This window comes from Arthrobacter sp. SPT-J7, assembly GCF_059089965.1.
The window spans coordinates 1-16,880 of the sequence record NZ_JBNHFF010000052.1; the positions used below are offsets into that span (position 1 = coordinate 1).

Consider the following 16,880-nt stretch of genomic DNA (forward strand, 5'->3'; position numbering starts at 1 on the left):
GGCAACACCAAGGTCCGCCTCCCGGGCCTCGCCCGGTCCGTTCACCACGCACCCCATGACTGCCACCCGCAGGGGAATCTCCATTCCCTCCAGGCCCGCGGTGACCTGTTCGGCGAGCGTATAGACGTCCACCTGGGCGCGGCCGCAGGACGGGCAGGAGACAATTTCCAGCTTGCGGGGGCGCAGGTTCAATGACTGGAGAATCTGGTTGCCCACCTTGATTTCCTCTACCGGCGGGGCCGAGAGGGACACACGGATGGTGTCGCCGATGCCCCGGGACAGGAGGGCACCGAAAGCGGTGGCGGACTTGATGGTTCCCTGGAAGGCCGGGCCTGCCTCGGTCACGCCAAGGTGCAGCGGCCAGTCGCCTTTTTCTGCCAGCATCTCGTAGGCCGCCACCATAATCACGGGGTCGTTGTGCTTGACGGAAATCTTGAAGTCGTGGAAGCCGTGCTCCTCAAACAGGGACGCCTCCCAGACGGCGGACTCCACCAGCGCCTCCGGGGTTGCCTTGCCGTACTTCTTCAGGATGCCGGGCTCCAGCGAACCTGCGTTCACGCCGATGCGGATGGAGGTGCCGTGGTCCCGGGCGGCAGCCGCGATCTCCTTGACCTGGTCGTCGAACTTCCGGATATTGCCGGGGTTCACCCGCACTGCGGCGCAGCCGGCTTCGATGGCCGCAAAGACGTATTTGGGCTGGAAGTGGATGTCCGCGATGACCGGGATCTGGGACTTTTTGGCGATAATCGGCAACGCCTCGGCGTCATCCGCCGAGGGGCAGGCGACGCGGACAATATCGCAGCCGGACGCAGTAAGTTCAGCAATCTGCTGCAGGGTGGCGTTGATGTCCGTGGTGGGAGTGGTGGTCATGGACTGCACGCTGATGGGGAAGTCTGAGCCCACCCCCACGGAACCAACCTTGATCTGGCGGGTCTTGCGGCGGGGGGCGAGGACGGGCGGCGGTGCTGACGGCATTCCCAGGCTGACCGAGGTCACGTGGACTCCTAGAGTTGAAAGGGTGTTGAAGTGGCTACGCGGCGAGGCCGGCGAGCACGCCGATGATGGGTGACCACTCCGTGATGCGGGTCCCGGCGATGACTCCGGCGGCGGCGAAGGGATCCTGCTTGAGGATCGAGTTGAGGGCGGCCTCGTCTGCTGTCTTGAAGATCAGGAGCGCTCCGGCACCGTCACCGTACGGACCGCTGGCAAGGACGGCACCGTCCTGCGCAAGGCCCGCGAGCCATTCGCGGTGCGCTGGCCGGGCCTCGTGGCGGGCTTCGGTGGAATCGGCGGCGTAAACGTACTCAACGGCAAAAACTGTCATACGGCTACCCTATCGCCCTGCCTGCCCTTGCACCCATCCGGGCCGCCCTGCCGGCCGTCCTGCCGGGGCGGCAGGGTGCGGCCGTCATCCGCTCCTAGGACAGGAACAGTACTTTGACTATCGCCGCCGTTCCGGCCGCCCAGAGCATGGAGGTCAGCGTTCCGATGATGAACCGTTCAGCCGCCACGGGCGTTTCCTTCAGCTCCGCGAACCTGCCAAGGCCCTTGATGGCAACGATGTACGCGATGGCCACCGGCTGGCCGGTAAGGATCGCCAGGCACACGCCGAGCCGTTCCAGTACGCCAATGATGGCCCCGCCGCGCAGGATGCGCTGGCTGGGAGCCGGCAGAGTTGAAGCGGAAGCGGCCGACGACGGCGCGTCGGCCGCCGCCGTCAGCTCGCTGTCCACGTTCTGGGTTTCGGCATGCGGCCCGTCAACCGTGACGTCCGCTGAGGGATCCTCGGCTGCCCGCTTGGCTTCTTCCGCAGCCTTGGCAGCATCTGCTTTGTCGTCGATGGTCCGGGCGAGGCGGAACACGAGGGCTGTCACCGGCCAACCGGCGAAGCCCGCGACGAGCAGGGCGGCCGTGATCCAAAGCGCGGTCACCGGGCTCCTTCATTCTGGGGACGGACGATCTGGGAGTGGGCGTAGTCCAAAAGCATTGCTGCTGCCGGCCGGGCGGCCCATTCTTCCTGCCAGCCGGATCTGAGGACCGCCCGGCTCACCGATTGCTCCGTAATTCCCAGCTCGTAAGCAACCTGCTTCTGGCTGCCATGCCTGGCTTCGCCGCCCCGGGATGTGCGCAACCGGTCCACCACGCGCCACTGCGCCTGGGTGCGTTGCTGCACCACCCTTCCGATGAGGCGAAGCACCGCTTGGGCGTTTGCACTGGACACGGCACCTTCCCTGGCTTGGGGCGGGATGTCCCTGCCACGGCCCATGGTGCCGGATACCACTGACAGGGGAACCTGGCCGGCCGCACTCTTCGCAAGTTCCACAGCTTTGCGCGCCGCGACAAAGCCGCTCCCGGACCCTTCCCTGGGGCTTTCCCCCGGAGCCAGCTGCACGGTGCCGATGCCGATCCCGACGTACCAATTGCCGCTCCGAAGCGCGTGCAGAGCGATATCCACCACCTCTGCGGCATGCTCCACTACGCCCTGGAGCTCGTCTCCGACAGATCGTTCAAAGGGCGCAGGCGTGAGGCCCCGCAACGCGGAGATCAGCTCCGGGACGCGGTCCACGTCGGAGGAGCTGCCCTGCTGGTCAATCGTGAGAACGTACATGCACTAACCCTAGGCAGCTGATCAAGGATAATCAATCATAAGGAGCTGATTTCCAGATATCAGCCATGTGTGGCTGATATAAGGAAATCATCCTTGAGGGGTACCCGCAGGAGTCCAGAGTGCGATCAGCCGAAGAGATTCACCGGCTTGACGATGTCTGCGTAGATGAGGAGCGCGCTCATGCCCATCAACAGGGCTGCCACCACATAGGTCACCGGGAGCAGCTTGGCGATGTCGAAGGCTCCGGGGTCCGGCTTGCCGAACAGCTTGGCAAGCTGGCGCCGGGCGCCTTCGTAGAGGGCGCCGGCAACGTGGCCGCCGTCCAGCGGCAACAGCGGGATCAGGTTGAAGACCGCCAGTGCGAAATTCAGCCCGGCAAGGAGCCCAAACAGGGTGGCGACCCGCGATTGGACGGGAATCTCCTCCATCGCCGCCACTTCTCCGGCTACCCGGCCCACGCCCACCACGCTGATGGGGCCATTGGGATCGCGTGGTTCCTCACTGAAGGCGGCTTTCGCCACGCCCACGACGCGCGCGGGCAGGTTAAACACCACTCCTGCCACCTGCCGGATGTTCTCCCCTGCCATGGGCAGGACGGACGACGCCGGCTGGGCCACCAGTTCCGTCTGCGCGCCAATGCCCAGGAAGCCGACATCCTGGTAAAGGAGGGTGCCGGCGTCGTCTGTCGCCTGCCGCCCGTCCGCCCCGATGATGGGGCGGGCCGAGAGCACGGGAGTCACCGTGGTAGATACCGGGGCGCCATCCCGCTCCACGGTGATTGCGACCTCGCGGCCGGCAGAAGTCCGGATCCACTCCGTCAGCTGCTCCCAGCTGGTTACCGCTTTCCCGTCGAAGGAGGTGACGGTGTCGTTGGGTTTGAGGCCCGCTGCGGCGGCGGGTGTGAGTTGGCAGTCAACCGAATCCGGGTCCACGGTTTCGCCTGCTGCCACCTGGCACTTGGAGACGTCAGAGATAGTGGTGGTGGCCGTGGCCATGCCAAATCCCATCAGCAGGACAGCCGTCAGCACGACGCCCAGGAACATGTTCATGGCGGGTCCGCCCAGCATAACGATGATCTTCTTCCACACCGGGAGCCGGTAGAACACGCGGTTCTCATCGCCGGGGCCCACCTCTTCGTGTGCCATGGACCGGGCCTCCGTGGCCAGGGTCTGGAACATTCCGGTGCTGGAGGGCCGGACGGACCCGTCCTCCTTGTTGGGCGGGTACATCCCGATCATGGATACGTAACCACCCAGCGGGATGGCCTTCACACCGTATTCTGTCTCACCTTTCCGCCGTGACCAGAGGGTGGGCCCGAAGCCGATCATGTACTTGGTGACGCGGACCTTGAAGAGCTTGGCGGGCAGGAGGTGGCCCACTTCGTGGAGCGCGATTGAGGCAGCGATGCCGATTGCCACAAAGACGACACCGAGGACAAAGAGGAGAACGGGGGTCATGGAGGTGCTTGCTGCTTCCTAGAGACTGCTGACTGCTAAACGTTCATTGGCGCGGGCACGTGCCCAGCTTTCAGCATCCAGTACGGTTTCCACCGTCAGCCCGGACGAGCCTGGGTGTTCGCTGAGAACGGCGGCGACCGTGTCCACGATGTCGGTGAACCTGATGCGGCCGGCGTGGAAGGCGGTCACGGCTTCCTCGTTGGCGGCGTTGAACACGGCGGGATACGTGCTGCCCTGCTTGGCGGCGTCCTTGGCAAGATCCACAGCAGGGAAAGCCTTCACGTCCAACGGCTCAAAGGTCCAGGTGGCCGCCTGGGTCCAGTCGCAGGCAGCAGCTGCCTTGGGCACCCTGTCCGGCCAGCCAAGCCCCAGCGCGATGGGGAGGCGCATGTCCGGCGGTGATGCCTGCGCGATGATGGACCCGTCGATGAACTGGACCATGGAGTGCACCACCGACTGGGGATGGACCACGACGTCGATCCGGTCCAGCGGCACGTCGAACAGCAGGTGCGCCTCAATGACTTCCAGTCCCTTGTTCACGAGGGTGGCCGAGTTGGTGGTGACCATGGCGCCCATGTCCCAGGTGGGGTGGGCCAGCGCCTCCTGCGGAGTGACATCGTGGAGCTCCTCGCGGGTCCTGCCCCGGAAAGGCCCGCCCGAGGCGGTAAGGATCAATTTTTCCACCTCTGCGGCCGACCCCGAACGCAGGCATTGGGCGATGGCCGAATGCTCAGAGTCAACGGGGACGATCTGGCCTTCCCGTGCTGCTGCCTTCACCAGCGAGCCGCCCACAATAAGGGATTCTTTGTTGGCCAGGGCCAGGGTGGCGCCGGACTTGAGGGCCGCCAACGTGGGTGCCAGGCCGATCGAACCTGTGATCCCGTTGAGCACCACATCAGCTTCGACCCCGGCGATCCGGGTTGACGCGTCTGGTCCGGCCATAATCTCCGGCCGGTAGCCCTGCTTTCCCGCTGCGGCAGCGGCATCATCGATTAATGCGGCCAGCCGGCGGGGATCGCCGCCGGCAATGCCAACAGCCGCTGCCCCGGTGTGCACAGCCTGGCGGGCGAGGAGCTCAGGGTTGCCGCCCCCGGCGCTGAGGGCCACCACCTCGAAAAGGTGCGGGGCGCCGTCGACGACGTCAATTGCCTGGGTGCCGATGGAGCCGGTGGATCCGAGGAGGGCAATCTTGCGTGGCTGCATTGATTAAGTATCGCGCACCAATCTGCCCCGGGAACGCCGCCCGACCCGCCGCGGCTCAAGCCGCTGCCAGCTCCACAAAGCCCTTGGCCAGGGTTGCCGCAGCGCCCAGGTAGGCGATGGCGGTAACAATGTGCCGGGCAGAAGCCGGACGCACCCGGCCCGACAATAGATCGCCGGCCACGATTCCCGTGATCATTGCCCCAAGAATGGCCAGCCACTGCCAGCCCTCCAGTCCGGGAACATGCCCGCCGGACAGCACGTATTTACTGATGAGGGAGGTAAACCCGGTGGTGATGAAGTATGGCTGAAGCGTTGCGCTGAAGCTTTTCTGCTCCCACCGGGTGGCGATGGCATAGGCCGTGATGGCAGGACCGCCAACTCCAGCAGCGGCGTTCATCAGGCCGCTGGAAAATCCCAGGGACACCATTGGACCGGGGCCGCTGGCGCGCCACGAACTCCTGGTCAACCGCTGGGACGCAAGGAGGGCGATGATCAGCAGGACGCCGATGCAGATCTCCAGTGGGGCTTCCGGCACGTTGCTCGCCAGCCAGGCGCCGGGCAGCACGCCGGCCAGGGCGGCGAGCGCCAAGCCGAAGTACTTCCGCCACGCCACATGCCGCCAGACCCTGGAAAGGATGAGGAGGGATGAGGTGGCTCCGCAGAGGTTGATGATCATCACGCCGTCGAATGGGCCCAGCAGCACCACCAGCACGGGGGAAACCAGAAGGCCGAAGCCGAGGCCTGCGATCCGCTGGGCCAACGCGCCTGCCACAACGGCGATCAGCACCAGTACAAACATCCCTTGATCCTAGTGGCAGCCGCGCCGACGGCGGGCGTAACGTGGACTGCGTGGACTGGCTCTCGTGGTTTGACGCGCCGGAATACGAGTTCGCCCGGCAGGTGCTGCAGCGAGGTGTGGCAGCACTGTATTTCGTTGCTTTCCTGTCCTCCCTCAACCAGTTCCCAGCGCTGCTGGGTCAGCGGGGCCTCCTGCCGGTGCCAGAGTATCTTTCCGGTTTCAGCCGTCTGCGCCGGCCCACCCTTTTCCGTTGGCGGTATTCGGACCGTTTGCTGCGCTGGGTTTGCGCAACGGGGCTTGTGGTCTCGGCCCTGCTGGTGGCGGGGATCCCGCAAACGGGGCCGCCCTGGGTGCCCCTCATTGCGTTCCTGTCCCTGTGGCTGCTCTACATGTCCATCGTCAACGTCGGCCAGACGTTCTACGGCTTCGGCTGGGAGATGCTGCTCCTTGAGGCAGGATTCACGGTTGCTTTCCTGGGGTCGGACCAGACCGACCCGCCGCGCACCATCCTGATCCTGATCGTGTGGCTGGTGTTCCGGCTCGAATTCGGCGCGGGAATGATCAAGATCCGCGGCGGCCAGGAGTGGCGTGACCTGACCGCCCTGCACTACCATCACGAAACCCAGCCCATGCCGGGGCCACTGAGCCGGCAGGCGCATCTGCTGCCCAAGCCCCTCCATAAGGTGGAAGTGCTGGGCAACCATTTCGCCCAGCTGGTGGTGCCCTTCTTCCTGTTCGCGCCCCAGCCCGTTGCCAGCGCGGCGGCGGCGATCGTGATCCTGACGCAGCTGTGGCTTGTGGCCACCGGCAACTTCGCCTGGTTGAACTGGATTGCCATTGTGCTGGCTTTCGCCGCAGTCAGCGACCCGGTGGCACACGCCGTCCTGCCGGCGATCCCGCTGGACTGGCACGGCGCGGCCGGCGTGGAAAGGGAGACGCCCCTGTGGTGGCTGGTCATCACCCTGGCAGTCACCCTGCTGCTGGTGGTTCTCAGTTACTGGCCGTTGCGCAACCTGTTCTCCCGCCGGCAGCTGATGAACGCCAGCTTCAACCGGTGGCAGCTGGTCAATACCTATGGGGCATTCGGATCAGTGACCAAGAAGCGCATCGAAATTGTGGTGGAAGGGACGCTCGACGACGATCCGGACGACTCCTCCGAATGGCGGGAGTACGGGTTCAAGGGCAAGCCCGGCGACCTTCGCCGGATTCCGCGCCAGTGGGCGCCGTATCATCTCCGGCTGGACTGGCTGATGTGGTTCCTGCCGCTAAGGACGGTGCACGAGGAGTGGTTTTACGCCTTCCTCACCAAGCTGCTGGAGGCGGACCACCAGATTCTGCGGCTCCTCAGGTATGACCCGTTCGACGGGGCGCCGCCACGTTGGGTGCGGGCGCGCAGCTACCACTACCGGTTTGCGACGCGTCAGGAATTCCGGGAGACCGGGGACCGCTGGGTCCGGTCTCTGCTCCACGAGCCGATTCCACCGGTTTCGCTGCGGCGCTCCAGCGGGCGGAAACGCTAGGCGTGCTTACCGGCGCGCCGGATGACAGCCTCGGCGTGCTTGAGGACGGGACCGTCGATCATCTGCCCTTTGTACTGGAAGACGCCCTGCCCCGCCGCTGCCGCGGCCTGAAGCAGCTGGGCTGCCGCCGAGACTTCCGCTTCCGACGGCGCATAGGCACCCCGCACTACTGCTGCCTGGCTGGGATGGATGCAGGCCTTGGAGCCGAAGCCTGACGCGACGGCGTCCGCCGCTTCCGCTGCCAGGCCCGTCAAGTCGGGGATGTCGGTATAGACGGCGTCCACGGCTTCCTTGCCGAACGCACGCGCGGCCAGGAGGACGGAGGACCGGGCGTGGAGCGCAGCGCCACGGTAGGCGCCGTCGTCCTTCCTGCTGGAGGTCCCGCCCAGTGAGGCCAGCAGGTCTTCGGCTCCCCACATCAGGGCCACAACATTGGAGGCGGCAGCGATTGCAGGGGCGTTGAGGACTCCCGCAGCCGTTTCGCACAGTGCAATCACCTGGTAGCCGGACAGGGCCTCCAGCTGCGCCGCGCTCTCGGCTTTCGCGAGCATAACCGTCTTGTACGGGGTGTGGACCAGGCAGTGGAGGTCCTTTTCAAATTCGTCCGTCCCGGCGGGGTTAACCCGAATGATGGTCCGGCTTGGATCCAGCTCGGGCACATCGCCGGCGGCTCCCAGCTGCGCGAGAATGGCACCGCGGGCGCGTTGCTTGTCGGCGGGCGCCACCGCGTCCTCGAGGTCCAGGATGACGGCGTCGGCGCGGGTGGCCGCCTTCTGGTACCGCTCCGGCCGGTCAGCAGGACAAAAAAGCAGGGCGGGGCCCATCACAAAGGTCATACCGGTATTGTCCCTTCTCCCGCGCCTGGCTGCGCCGTGTGCGCCTCCCGCGTCCACATCAGGCAGCTGCGCTTCGCGAGCGCCACTACCGTACCGTCCTGGTTGCGGCCGGTGTGCTCCATGGTGACGATCCCCTGGCCCGGCCGGGAGCTGGAAAGCCGCCTACTGCTGATGACTGTCTCGGTGTAGAGGGTGTCGCCGTGGTACAGCGGGTGCGGAAAAGAGACGTCGGTCAGGCCCAGTTGGGCGATGATGGTGCCCTGGGTGAGCTGGGAAACGGACTGGCCCACCATGGTGGCCAAAGTGAACATGGAGTTCACCAGCCGCTGGCCGAAGGGCTGCCCCGAGCTCCACGCCGCGTCCAGGTGCAGGGCCTGGGTGTTCATGGTGAGGGTGGTGAACAGAACGTTGTCCGCTTCGGTGACAGTGCGGCCGGGGCGGTGGGCATACAGCACGCCCTCCTCCAACTCATCGAAGTACAGTCCACGCTGTTCGACAACGCGCTGCCTTCCGCTGGTTGAGCCGGTGGTTGGGCCTGGGGCCCCGACCGCATGGTTTCCTGGCTGAGCTTGCGAAGCCAGGGGGCGGCTGGAGGGCGAAACCCCGTGGTTCCCGGTCATACAGTCAGTTCCCGGTCTTCCTCGAATAGCTCTGCGCCGGTTGCTGCCGCCACGTCCTCCAGGGAAACGTTGGGCGCCAGCTCCCGCAGAACCAGCCGTGACCCGGAATCATCCGTAACGACGTCGATGACGGCCAGGTCCGTGATGATGCGGTCCACGCAGCCCTTCCCGGTCAACGGGAGGGAGCACTGCTGGACGATTTTCGGGTTTCCGTTACGGTCCACATGTTCCATCATCACAATCACCCTTTTGGCACCGAACACCAGGTCCATGGCTCCGCCCATGCCCTTGACCATCTTGCCGGGGATCATCCAGTTGGCCAGGTCACCGTTGGCGGCGACTTCCATGGCGCCGAGCACGGCGACGTCCACATGGCCGCCCCGGATCATCCCGAAGGAGGAGGCCGAGTCGAAGAATGCGGCACCTTTGTTAACCGTGACCGTTTCCTTGCCGGCATTGATCAGGTCAGGGTCAACAGCATCCTCCGCCGGATAAGGGCCGACGCCGAGGATTCCGTTTTCCGAATGCAGCACTACCTCGACGCCGGTGGGGATGTAATTGGGAATCAGGGTTGGCATGCCGATGCCGAGGTTGACGTACTGGCCGTTGCTGAGCTCCTGCGCCACGCGGGCGGCAAGCTCATTCCGGGTCCACCCCTTGGGCCCGGCGCCGTCCGAGGGTTCTTCATGCTGCTGGGCTGCGCGGCGGTACTCCGGCCGGACGCCTTCGGGGCGGGGGGCGTAGGGGCTGTTGGGGTCCATGGCTAGTCTCCTGCCTGCTGGTTGGTGCCGGGCTGGCTGGTGCGGGGCTGGCTGGTGCCGGAATTGTTTGCCGGCTGCCCGGATGCGGCTGCGAGCGCGACCGTCCGTTTCTCGATGCGTTTCTCCGCGTTGGAGGCCAGTACCACCCGCTGGACGAAAATCCCCGGGGTATGGATGTGTTCCGGGTCCAGATCGCCCGGCTCCACAAGTTCCTCCACCTCGGCGATGGTGATCCGTCCGGCCATGGCGCACAGCGGGTTGAAGTTCATCGCGGTGGCGTGGAAGACGAGGTTGCCGTGGCGGTCGCCCTTCCACGCGTGGACCAGCCCAAAGTCCGGAGTCAAAGCCTCCTCGAGCACATAGTCAACTCCGGCAAAGGAGCGCACCTCCTTAGGAGCGGACGCGACGGCGATGCCGCCCTCGGCGTCGTACTTTTGGGGCAGTCCGCCTTCGGACACCTGGGTGCCGACGCCGGCTTTGGTATAGAAGGCCGGGATACCGGCACCCCCTGCCCGAAGTTTCTCGGCCAGGGTTCCCTGCGGCGTGAGGACCACCTCGAGCTCGCCGGCGAGGTACTGCCGGGCGAATTCCTTGTTTTCTCCGACATAGGAGCTGATGGTGCGCCGGATCCGCCCGTCGCGCAGCAGGATGCCCAGGCCCCAGTCGTCCACGCCGCAGTTGTTGCTCACGGTTTCCAGCTCCGTCGTGCCGGCCCGGTGCAGGGCGTCAATGAGGGAAACCGGGATTCCGCAGAGACCGAAACCGCCCACGGCGAGGGAGGCGCCGTCCGGGATGTCCGCCACAGCTTCCTTGGCGGTGGCAACAACCTTGTCAATCATCGGTGATCCTTTCAGGCCGGCTACTGTCCCAGATACTACAGACCCAGTTCGCGGGCGATCAGCATCAGCTGGACCTCCGTGGTGCCCTCACCCACTTCAAGGATCTTGGAGTCGCGGTAGTGGCGTGCCACGGTGAACTCGTTGATGAAGCCATAGCCGCCGAACACCTGGGTGGCATCCCGCGCATTGTCCATGGCCGCCTCGCCTGCGACCATCTTAGCGATGGCTGCCTGGGTCTTGAACGGCCTTCCGGCAAGCATGCGGGAGGCCGCATCGTAGTAGGCGAGGCGGGCGGTATGGGCCCGGGCCTCCATCCGGGCGATCTTGAAGGAGATCGCCTGGTATTTGCCGATCTGGTAGCCGAAGGCGCTGCGTTCCTTGGCGTATTTGACCGATAGGTCCACGCAGCCCTGGGCTGCACCGGTGGCCAGTGCAGCGATGGCGATGCGGCCCTCATCAAGGATGGACAGGAAGTTCGCGTAGCCGCGGCCCTCGGCTCCCAGCAGGTTGTCCTCCGGGACGCGCACGTCCTTCAGCGTCAGCGGGTGGGTATCCGATGCGTTCCAGCCCACCTTGTTGTAGGGTTTTTCCGCTTTGAAGCCGGGGGTGTCCGTGGGCACCAGGATGGTTGAGATCTCCTTCTGGGCGCTACCGTCCGCGCGTTCCTTCTGGCCGGTTACTGCGGTGACGGTGACCAGGCGGGTGATGTCCGTACCGGAGTTGGTGATGAACTCCTTGTTGCCGTTGATCACCCAGCTTCCACCCTCCCGCCGGGCGTGCGTCTTGGTGCCGCCGGCGTCCGATCCTGCCTCCGGTTCGGTCAGGCCGAAGCCGGCGAGCGCCTCGCCGGTCGCCAGCATGGGCAGCCACTCCCGCTTCTGCTCCTCGGTTCCGAAGCGGTAGACCGGCATGGCGCCCAGGGAGACACCCGCCTCCAGGGTGATGGCGACGGACTGGTCCACCCGGCCCAACTGCTCCAGTGCGAGGGCCAGGGCGAAGTAGTCGCCGCCCATCCCGCCGAACTCCTCGGGGAAGGGCAGGCCGAACAGCCCCATTTCGGCCATCTGCTTCACTACTTCGTACGGGAAGCTGTGCTCCTCGTCGTGCTTGGCTGATACCGGCGCAACGACGTTGTCCGCGAAGTCCCGGACGGTCTCGCTGAGGTCCTGGTATTCCTCGCTGAGTTCAAAACCTGCCATGTCTAGGCTCCTTTGCCTGGGGTTGAATCGATGCCTGCAGTGCCAGCACTGCCGTCGGAGCCGCCGCTGACCGGGCTATCCACGGCGTCCGCTACAGGATGCGGGTGAATGGTGGCGAGCACCTGGTCAGCCTTGACGAGGTCTCCCGGCCGGGCGTTGAGGTGGACCGTCCCGTCCAGGGGAGCCAGCAACTGGTGCTCCATCTTCATTGCCTCCACCGAAACCAACACCTGCCCCGCCGTGACAGTGCCACCGTCGCTGACGGGAACGGACACCACCGTTCCGGGCATCGGTGAGCGCACGGCCGGATCCGCGGCACCCTCCTCCCGGTCGACGGCTGCGAGTACCCGCTCAAGCCGCGCCTCGCGGGTCAGCACCTCGAGCCGGCAGGACCAGCCTTCATTGCCAAGGAACAGTTCCGCGGGTACTCCAATAACGGGCAAATCACTTGTGGGGGTTGCCGGGCCACGGAAAACCGGCGCGAGGGCGTACGTCGTGGCGCGGCCGTCGAGGGTCAGCACAGCCTGCCGTCGGGACAGGAACTCGAGCCGCGCAGGACGCGGGGGCCCGTTGTCTACGGCCACCACGAACGAAGTGGCAGCGGTGATGCCTTCAACCCCATTGCCACGGGAGCGGGCGTCATCGGGGACAGTACCACTGGAGACAGCGCCGTCTCCTGCCGAGCTACCGGCTGCGGTGCCGCTGATGCGCACTGATGCCACCCCGCCGTCGGGAGTCCCCAGACTGATCCGGCGTGGTGCCGCTGCTCCCAGGCGCCACCCATTGCGCGCGTGCCAGGGTCCGGGCGGCAGGGGTGAGTTGTTCTGTTCCTCGGCGGAAAGAGTGAAAAGTGCTGCTGCCACAAGTTCCGCCTCGGCGACCCCGCGGAACGCGAGATCCGGAAGTTTGCGTTCAATCAGGCCGGTATCGAGCCGGCCTGCACGGACATCGGGGTCATTGATCAGCAGCCGCAGGTATTCCACGTTGGTGTCCAGCCCAAGCGCCGTATACCCGGCGAGCGCCCCGTCGAGGGTAGCCAGGGCTGCCGCCCGGTCCTCTCCCCAGGCGATGACCTTGGACATCATGGGATCGTAGCTGGATGAAAGCTCCAGCCCCTCAACGAGGGACGAGTCCACCCGCACGGTCCCTTGGGCGGCGGATGCCGGCGTCCCTGGAGGAGTTCCCGGCATGCCCGGCCGGCGGGGCCCTTCATCCAGCAGGAGCACGGTCCCCGTGGACGGCAGGAAGTTTTTTTCTGGCACTTCGGCATAGACCCGCGCCTCCACAGCATGGCCGGTAAGTTCGACGTCGGCCTGCCGGACGGTGAGTTCCTCGCCGGCGGCGATCCGCACCTGCCATTCGACGAGGTCGATGCCGGTCACCATTTCGGTGACGGGGTGCTCCACCTGCAGCCGGGTGTTCATTTCCATGAAGTAGAAATCCTCCGGCGAATCGTCGGAGACCAGGAACTCCACTGTTCCCGCGCCGCTGTAGTTCACGCTGCGGGCGGCGTTGCAGGCAGCCTCGCCGATGCGGGCACGGATGGCGCCGCTTTCCGCGAGTGATTCGAGCAGGGGTGATGGTGCCTCTTCGATGACCTTTTGGTGCCGCCGCTGCAGCGAGCATTCACGCTCGCCGAGGTGGATAACGTTGCCGTGGTTGTCCGCGAGCACCTGCACCTCGATGTGCCGCGGGGTGGATACCAGGCGTTCCAGGAACAGGGTATCGTCGCCGAACGCGCCCGCCGCCACCCGCCGGGCAGTGGCAAGCGTGGCCTCGAGGTCCTCCAGGCGTTCCACCACATGCATGCCCTTGCCGCCACCGCCGGCGGAAGGTTTGATCAGGAGCGGAAAGCCTACGGCGCCGGCAGCCTGTACCAGCTGCCCGTCCGTCATTCCCGGTTGCGCAACCCCCGGCACTACGGGAACGCCGTAACCCGACACGTGGTTCTTGGACCGGATCTTGTCCCCCATAATGTTCAAGGCCTCCACCCCTGGGCCGATGAAGGTGATGCCCGCCTGGTCCAGGGCACGGGCGAAGTCCACGTTCTCGCTGAGGAAGCCATAACCCGGGTGCACGGCGTCCGGCCCCGTCTTGCGGCATGCCTCGACGATGGCCTCGATCTTGAGGTAGCTCTCCGTGGCCGCGGCAGGGCCGATGCGCACTGCCGTGTCTGCTTCGCGCACGTGCCGGGCTCCGGCGTCGGCATCACTGTAAACGGCGACGGAACGGATGCCCAGGGCGCGAAGGGTGCGGATGACGCGGCAGGCGATTTCGCCGCGGTTGGCCACCAGGACTGTGCTGAACAGGGGCTGGTGCCCTGTGGATTCGGTGGCAACCGCCTCCGGCCGGGCTGCGGGCGATAGGGGAATGGTCATTGCGGGCTCACATCCTAAAGAGGCCGAAGGAGGTTTCCGGCAGCGGTGTGCGGGACACCACGTCCAGCGCGAGGCCAAGGACCGTGCGGGTATCGGCGGGATCGATCACGCCGTCGTCCCACAGCCGGGCCGTGGAGTAGTACGGGCTGCCCTGGTCCTCGTACTGCCGCCGGATGGGTGCCTTGAAGGCTTCCTCGTCCTCAGTTGACCACTCCTGCCCGGCTGCCTCGTACTGGTCACGCTTCACCGTGGCCAGGACGCTGGAGGCCTGGTTGCCGCCCATCACCGAAATCCGGGCGGCCGGCCACATCCACAGGAACCGCGGTGAATAAGCGCGGCCGCACATGGAATAGTTACCGGCGCCGAAGGAGCCGCCGATGACCACAGTCAGCTTGGGTACCCGCGCCGTGGCCACGGCGGTGACCATCTTCGCGCCGTTCTTGGCGATGCCCCCCTGCTCCGAGTCCCTGCCCACCATGAACCCGGAGATGTTCTGCAGGAATATCAGCGGAATGCCGCGCTGGTCGCAGAGCTCGATGAAGTGGGCCCCTTTGAGGGAAGACTCGCTGAACAGCACCCCGTTGTTGGCCACGATGCCTACCGGGTGCCCGTGCAGCCTCCCGAAGCCCGCCACGAGGGTGGTGCCGTACTCCTTCTTGAATTCGTGGAACCGGCTGCCGTCCACCAGCCTGGCAATCACCTCGTGGACGTCGTAGGGGGCGTTGACATCAGTGGGTACCGCGCCGTAGAGCCCCGCCGGGTCTGCGGCAGGGTCGACGGCGGGCTCCACCTCCCACGCCGGCGTCGCCGGACGTGGCAGCGTGGCAACGATGTCCCGGATGATCTGCAGGGCATGTTCGTCGTTTTCGGCAAGGTGGTCCGCCACACCCGAGATCCTTGAGTGCACTTCCCCGCCGCCGAGCTCTTCCGGACTGACGATTTCGCCGATCGCCGCCTTCACGAGCGGCGGCCCGCCCAGGAAGATCGTGCCCTGGTTCCGGACAATAACGGTCTCATCGCTCATGGCAGGAACGTAGGCGCCGCCCGCGGTGCAGGAACCCATGACCGAAGCGATCTGCGGGATCTTGGCTGCGGAGAGCCTGGCCTGGTTGTAGAAGATGCGGCCGAAGTGGTCCCGGTCCGGAAAAACCTCATCCTGCTTGGGCAGGAACGCTCCGCCGGAGTCCACCAGGTAGATGCAGGGCAGCCGGTTCTCGAAGCCAATCTCCTGGGCCCGCAGGTGCTTCTTTACAGTCATGGGATAGTACGTTCCGCCCTTGACGGTGGCGTCGTTGGAGATCACCAGCACGTGCCGGCCATGGACCAGCCCAATTCCGGCAATGACGCCGGCGCCGGGTGCTTCGTCGTTGTACATCCCGTTGGCGGCCAGCGGCGCGATCTCAAGGAAAGGGCTGCCGTCATCCAACAACTGGTCGATGCGCTCCCGGGGCAGGAGTTTCCCCCTCGCCACGTGGCGTTCCCTTGATTTTTCCGGTCCACCCAATGCAGCGTCCGCCAGCTTTTTCCGCAGCTCGCCGGCGAGCGACAGCTGCGCGGCGCGGTTCGACGCGTAAGCCTCGGCTGTAGCGTCAAGCCGGGTGGCAAGGGTCTCCATTGACGGTCCGCTCCTGTTCAGATCCGAGCCGCCAAAAGCCAACTCGGTTAGCGCCCAATAACTGAAATTCAGGTTAGTCTGTATTAACTGTGAAGTCCAACACATACCGCCCTGGCTAGTCTGCGGGCCTGAGGAGGAATCGTGCCCAGCACCGACGCAACCCGGGCCGGCGCGCGCCGCTCGCCGCAGAAGGACGCCACTGGGGCGGAACCCGTTCCGCATGCGCCCCGGGTCCCGGGCTCTCAGCGCAACTCGCCAACCCAGCGCGGCCAGGCGAAGGAGAACCGGCGGCAGGCCCTGCTGAGTGCCGCAGCTTCGCTGTTCGCCGTCAACGGGTTCAACCGCGTGTCCCTTGAGGACCTCGGAGCGGCGGCAGGCGTAAGCGGCCCGGCTGTCTACCGCCATTTTCCCGGGAAGCAGGCGGTCCTCGCCGACCTGCTGGTGACCGTCAGCCAGGAACTCCTCGACGGCGGCCGGGACGTGGTGGCCCGCAACCCCGATCCGGCATCCGCCCTGCGTTGCCTGGTGGCGTTCCAGGTGGACTTCGCCTTGGTCAAGCCTGACGTCATCCGGGTCCAGGACCGGGATTTCAGCAACCTTTCCGATGAGGACCAGGCGGCTGTGCGGACCCTCCAGCTGAGCTATGTCGAGGCTTGGGTGGATGTCCTTGCCAGGCTGCATCCGGGCACGGAGATCACGGAGCTCCGGATGCGCGCGCATGCCACCTTCGGGCTCATCAACTCAACTCCGCACTCGGTGCCCAGCCACGGCCGGAAGATGGCAGCACAATCTGCCCGTCCCCTGCTCGAGAGCATGGCCTTGGCAGCGCTGCTGGTGGAAGCCCCGAAATCCTCCCCCTAGTCCTCGGTTTTTGTCCAGATACGCAGGGATGCACCGTCCGGAGCCCTGCATATCCGGACAAGACTCCTCGGGTCAGACCATGGTGAGGACCATTCCCGGGTCCGCGAGGATTGCGCCCACGTCCGCCAGGAAGCGCGAGCCTTGCTCTCCGTCCCCCAGGCGGTGGTCAAAGGACAGGCTTAGC

At 65.7% G+C, this 16,880-nt stretch carries 17 protein-coding genes; 2 read left to right on the forward strand and 15 right to left on the reverse strand.

Going from position 1 to position 16,880, the window contains the following annotated elements:
• The 7 genes from ispG to AC5RWX_RS21880 all read right to left on the reverse strand — a co-directional run.
• On the reverse strand, positions 1–996 hold a 996-nt coding region (gene ispG / locus AC5RWX_RS21850), incomplete at its 3' end, for a flavodoxin-dependent (E)-4-hydroxy-3-methylbut-2-enyl-diphosphate synthase (RefSeq protein WP_494098400.1).
• Positions 997–1,030: 34 nt separating this feature from the next.
• Positions 1,031–1,324, reverse strand: a complete 294-nt coding sequence (locus AC5RWX_RS21855; protein WP_494098401.1) for a YciI family protein — start codon at positions 1,322–1,324, stop codon at positions 1,031–1,033.
• 94 nt (positions 1,325–1,418) lie between these two features.
• Positions 1,419–1,931, reverse strand: coding sequence for a hypothetical protein (locus AC5RWX_RS21860; protein WP_494098402.1), 513 nt, complete (start codon positions 1,929–1,931; stop codon positions 1,419–1,421).
• Positions 1,928–2,608 carry a MarR family transcriptional regulator gene (locus AC5RWX_RS21865; protein WP_494098403.1) on the reverse strand — a complete coding sequence of 227 codons (681 nt, stop codon included), beginning with the start codon at positions 2,606–2,608 and terminating at the stop codon, positions 1,928–1,930. Before AC5RWX_RS21865 ends, AC5RWX_RS21860 begins: the two co-directional genes overlap by 4 nt.
• A 125-nt stretch (positions 2,609–2,733) precedes the next feature.
• Positions 2,734–4,065 carry a M50 family metallopeptidase gene (locus AC5RWX_RS21870; RefSeq protein WP_494098404.1) on the reverse strand — a complete coding sequence of 444 codons (1,332 nt, stop codon included), beginning with the start codon at positions 4,063–4,065 and terminating at the stop codon, positions 2,734–2,736.
• A gap of 18 nt (positions 4,066–4,083) precedes the next feature.
• A complete protein-coding gene (gene dxr / locus AC5RWX_RS21875) occupies positions 4,084–5,268 on the reverse strand; it encodes a 1-deoxy-D-xylulose-5-phosphate reductoisomerase (protein WP_494098405.1) in 1,185 nt (394 codons plus the stop codon).
• A 55-nt stretch (positions 5,269–5,323) separates the two neighbouring features.
• Positions 5,324–6,067 carry a TSUP family transporter gene (locus AC5RWX_RS21880; protein ID WP_494098406.1) on the reverse strand — a complete coding sequence of 248 codons (744 nt, stop codon included), beginning with the start codon at positions 6,065–6,067 and terminating at the stop codon, positions 5,324–5,326.
• Positions 6,068–6,117: 50 nt separating this feature from the next.
• Here AC5RWX_RS21880 and AC5RWX_RS21885 point away from each other — a divergent pair, with 50 nt between their 5' ends.
• A complete protein-coding gene (locus AC5RWX_RS21885) occupies positions 6,118–7,587 on the forward strand; it encodes a lipase maturation factor family protein (RefSeq protein ID WP_494098407.1) in 1,470 nt (489 codons plus the stop codon).
• Here AC5RWX_RS21885 and AC5RWX_RS21890 read toward each other — a convergent pair.
• Genes AC5RWX_RS21890 through AC5RWX_RS21920 form a run of 7 tightly spaced genes read right to left on the reverse strand, consistent with a single transcriptional unit; the run spans position 7,584 to position 15,835 of the window.
• Positions 7,584–8,423, reverse strand: a complete 840-nt coding sequence (locus AC5RWX_RS21890; protein WP_494098408.1) for an HpcH/HpaI aldolase/citrate lyase family protein — start codon at positions 8,421–8,423, stop codon at positions 7,584–7,586. The two genes, AC5RWX_RS21885 and AC5RWX_RS21890, sit on opposite strands and share 4 nt — an antisense overlap.
• Positions 8,420–9,043 carry a MaoC family dehydratase gene (locus tag AC5RWX_RS21895; RefSeq protein ID WP_494098409.1) on the reverse strand — a complete coding sequence of 208 codons (624 nt, stop codon included), beginning with the start codon at positions 9,041–9,043 and terminating at the stop codon, positions 8,420–8,422. Before AC5RWX_RS21895 ends, AC5RWX_RS21890 begins: the two co-directional genes overlap by 4 nt.
• Complete coding sequence (locus AC5RWX_RS21900) at positions 9,040–9,804, reverse strand: CoA transferase subunit B (RefSeq protein WP_494098410.1); 765 nt, start codon at positions 9,802–9,804, stop codon at positions 9,040–9,042. Before AC5RWX_RS21900 ends, AC5RWX_RS21895 begins: the two co-directional genes overlap by 4 nt.
• A gap of 2 nt (positions 9,805–9,806) precedes the next feature.
• On the reverse strand, positions 9,807–10,643 hold the full coding sequence (locus tag AC5RWX_RS21905; RefSeq protein WP_494098411.1) for a CoA transferase subunit A: 837 nt from the start codon (positions 10,641–10,643) through the stop codon (positions 9,807–9,809).
• A gap of 35 nt (positions 10,644–10,678) precedes the next feature.
• Positions 10,679–11,842 (reverse strand): acyl-CoA dehydrogenase family protein, encoded by a 1,164-nt coding sequence (locus AC5RWX_RS21910; protein ID WP_494098412.1) that lies wholly within the window; start codon positions 11,840–11,842, stop codon positions 10,679–10,681.
• Between the two features lie 2 nt (positions 11,843–11,844).
• Complete coding sequence (locus AC5RWX_RS21915; protein WP_494098413.1) at positions 11,845–14,220, reverse strand: acetyl/propionyl/methylcrotonyl-CoA carboxylase subunit alpha; 2,376 nt, start codon at positions 14,218–14,220, stop codon at positions 11,845–11,847.
• 7 nt (positions 14,221–14,227) lie between these two features.
• Positions 14,228–15,835: a carboxyl transferase domain-containing protein gene (locus AC5RWX_RS21920; RefSeq protein WP_494098414.1), complete on the reverse strand. Its 1,608-nt coding sequence runs from the start codon at positions 15,833–15,835 to the stop codon at positions 14,228–14,230.
• A gap of 141 nt (positions 15,836–15,976) precedes the next feature.
• On the opposite strand from AC5RWX_RS21920, the gene AC5RWX_RS21925 reads away from it, so the two are divergent.
• The gene (locus tag AC5RWX_RS21925) at positions 15,977–16,696 is read left to right on the forward strand and encodes an SACE_7040 family transcriptional regulator (protein ID WP_494098415.1); all 720 of its coding nucleotides are present in this window, start codon (positions 15,977–15,979) and stop codon (positions 16,694–16,696) included.
• A 72-nt stretch (positions 16,697–16,768) separates the two neighbouring features.
• On the opposite strand, the gene AC5RWX_RS21930 is transcribed toward AC5RWX_RS21925, so the two are convergent.
• The coding region (locus AC5RWX_RS21930; protein ID WP_494098416.1) for a 2-oxo acid dehydrogenase subunit E2 at positions 16,769–16,880 on the reverse strand (112 nt) is incomplete at its 5' end.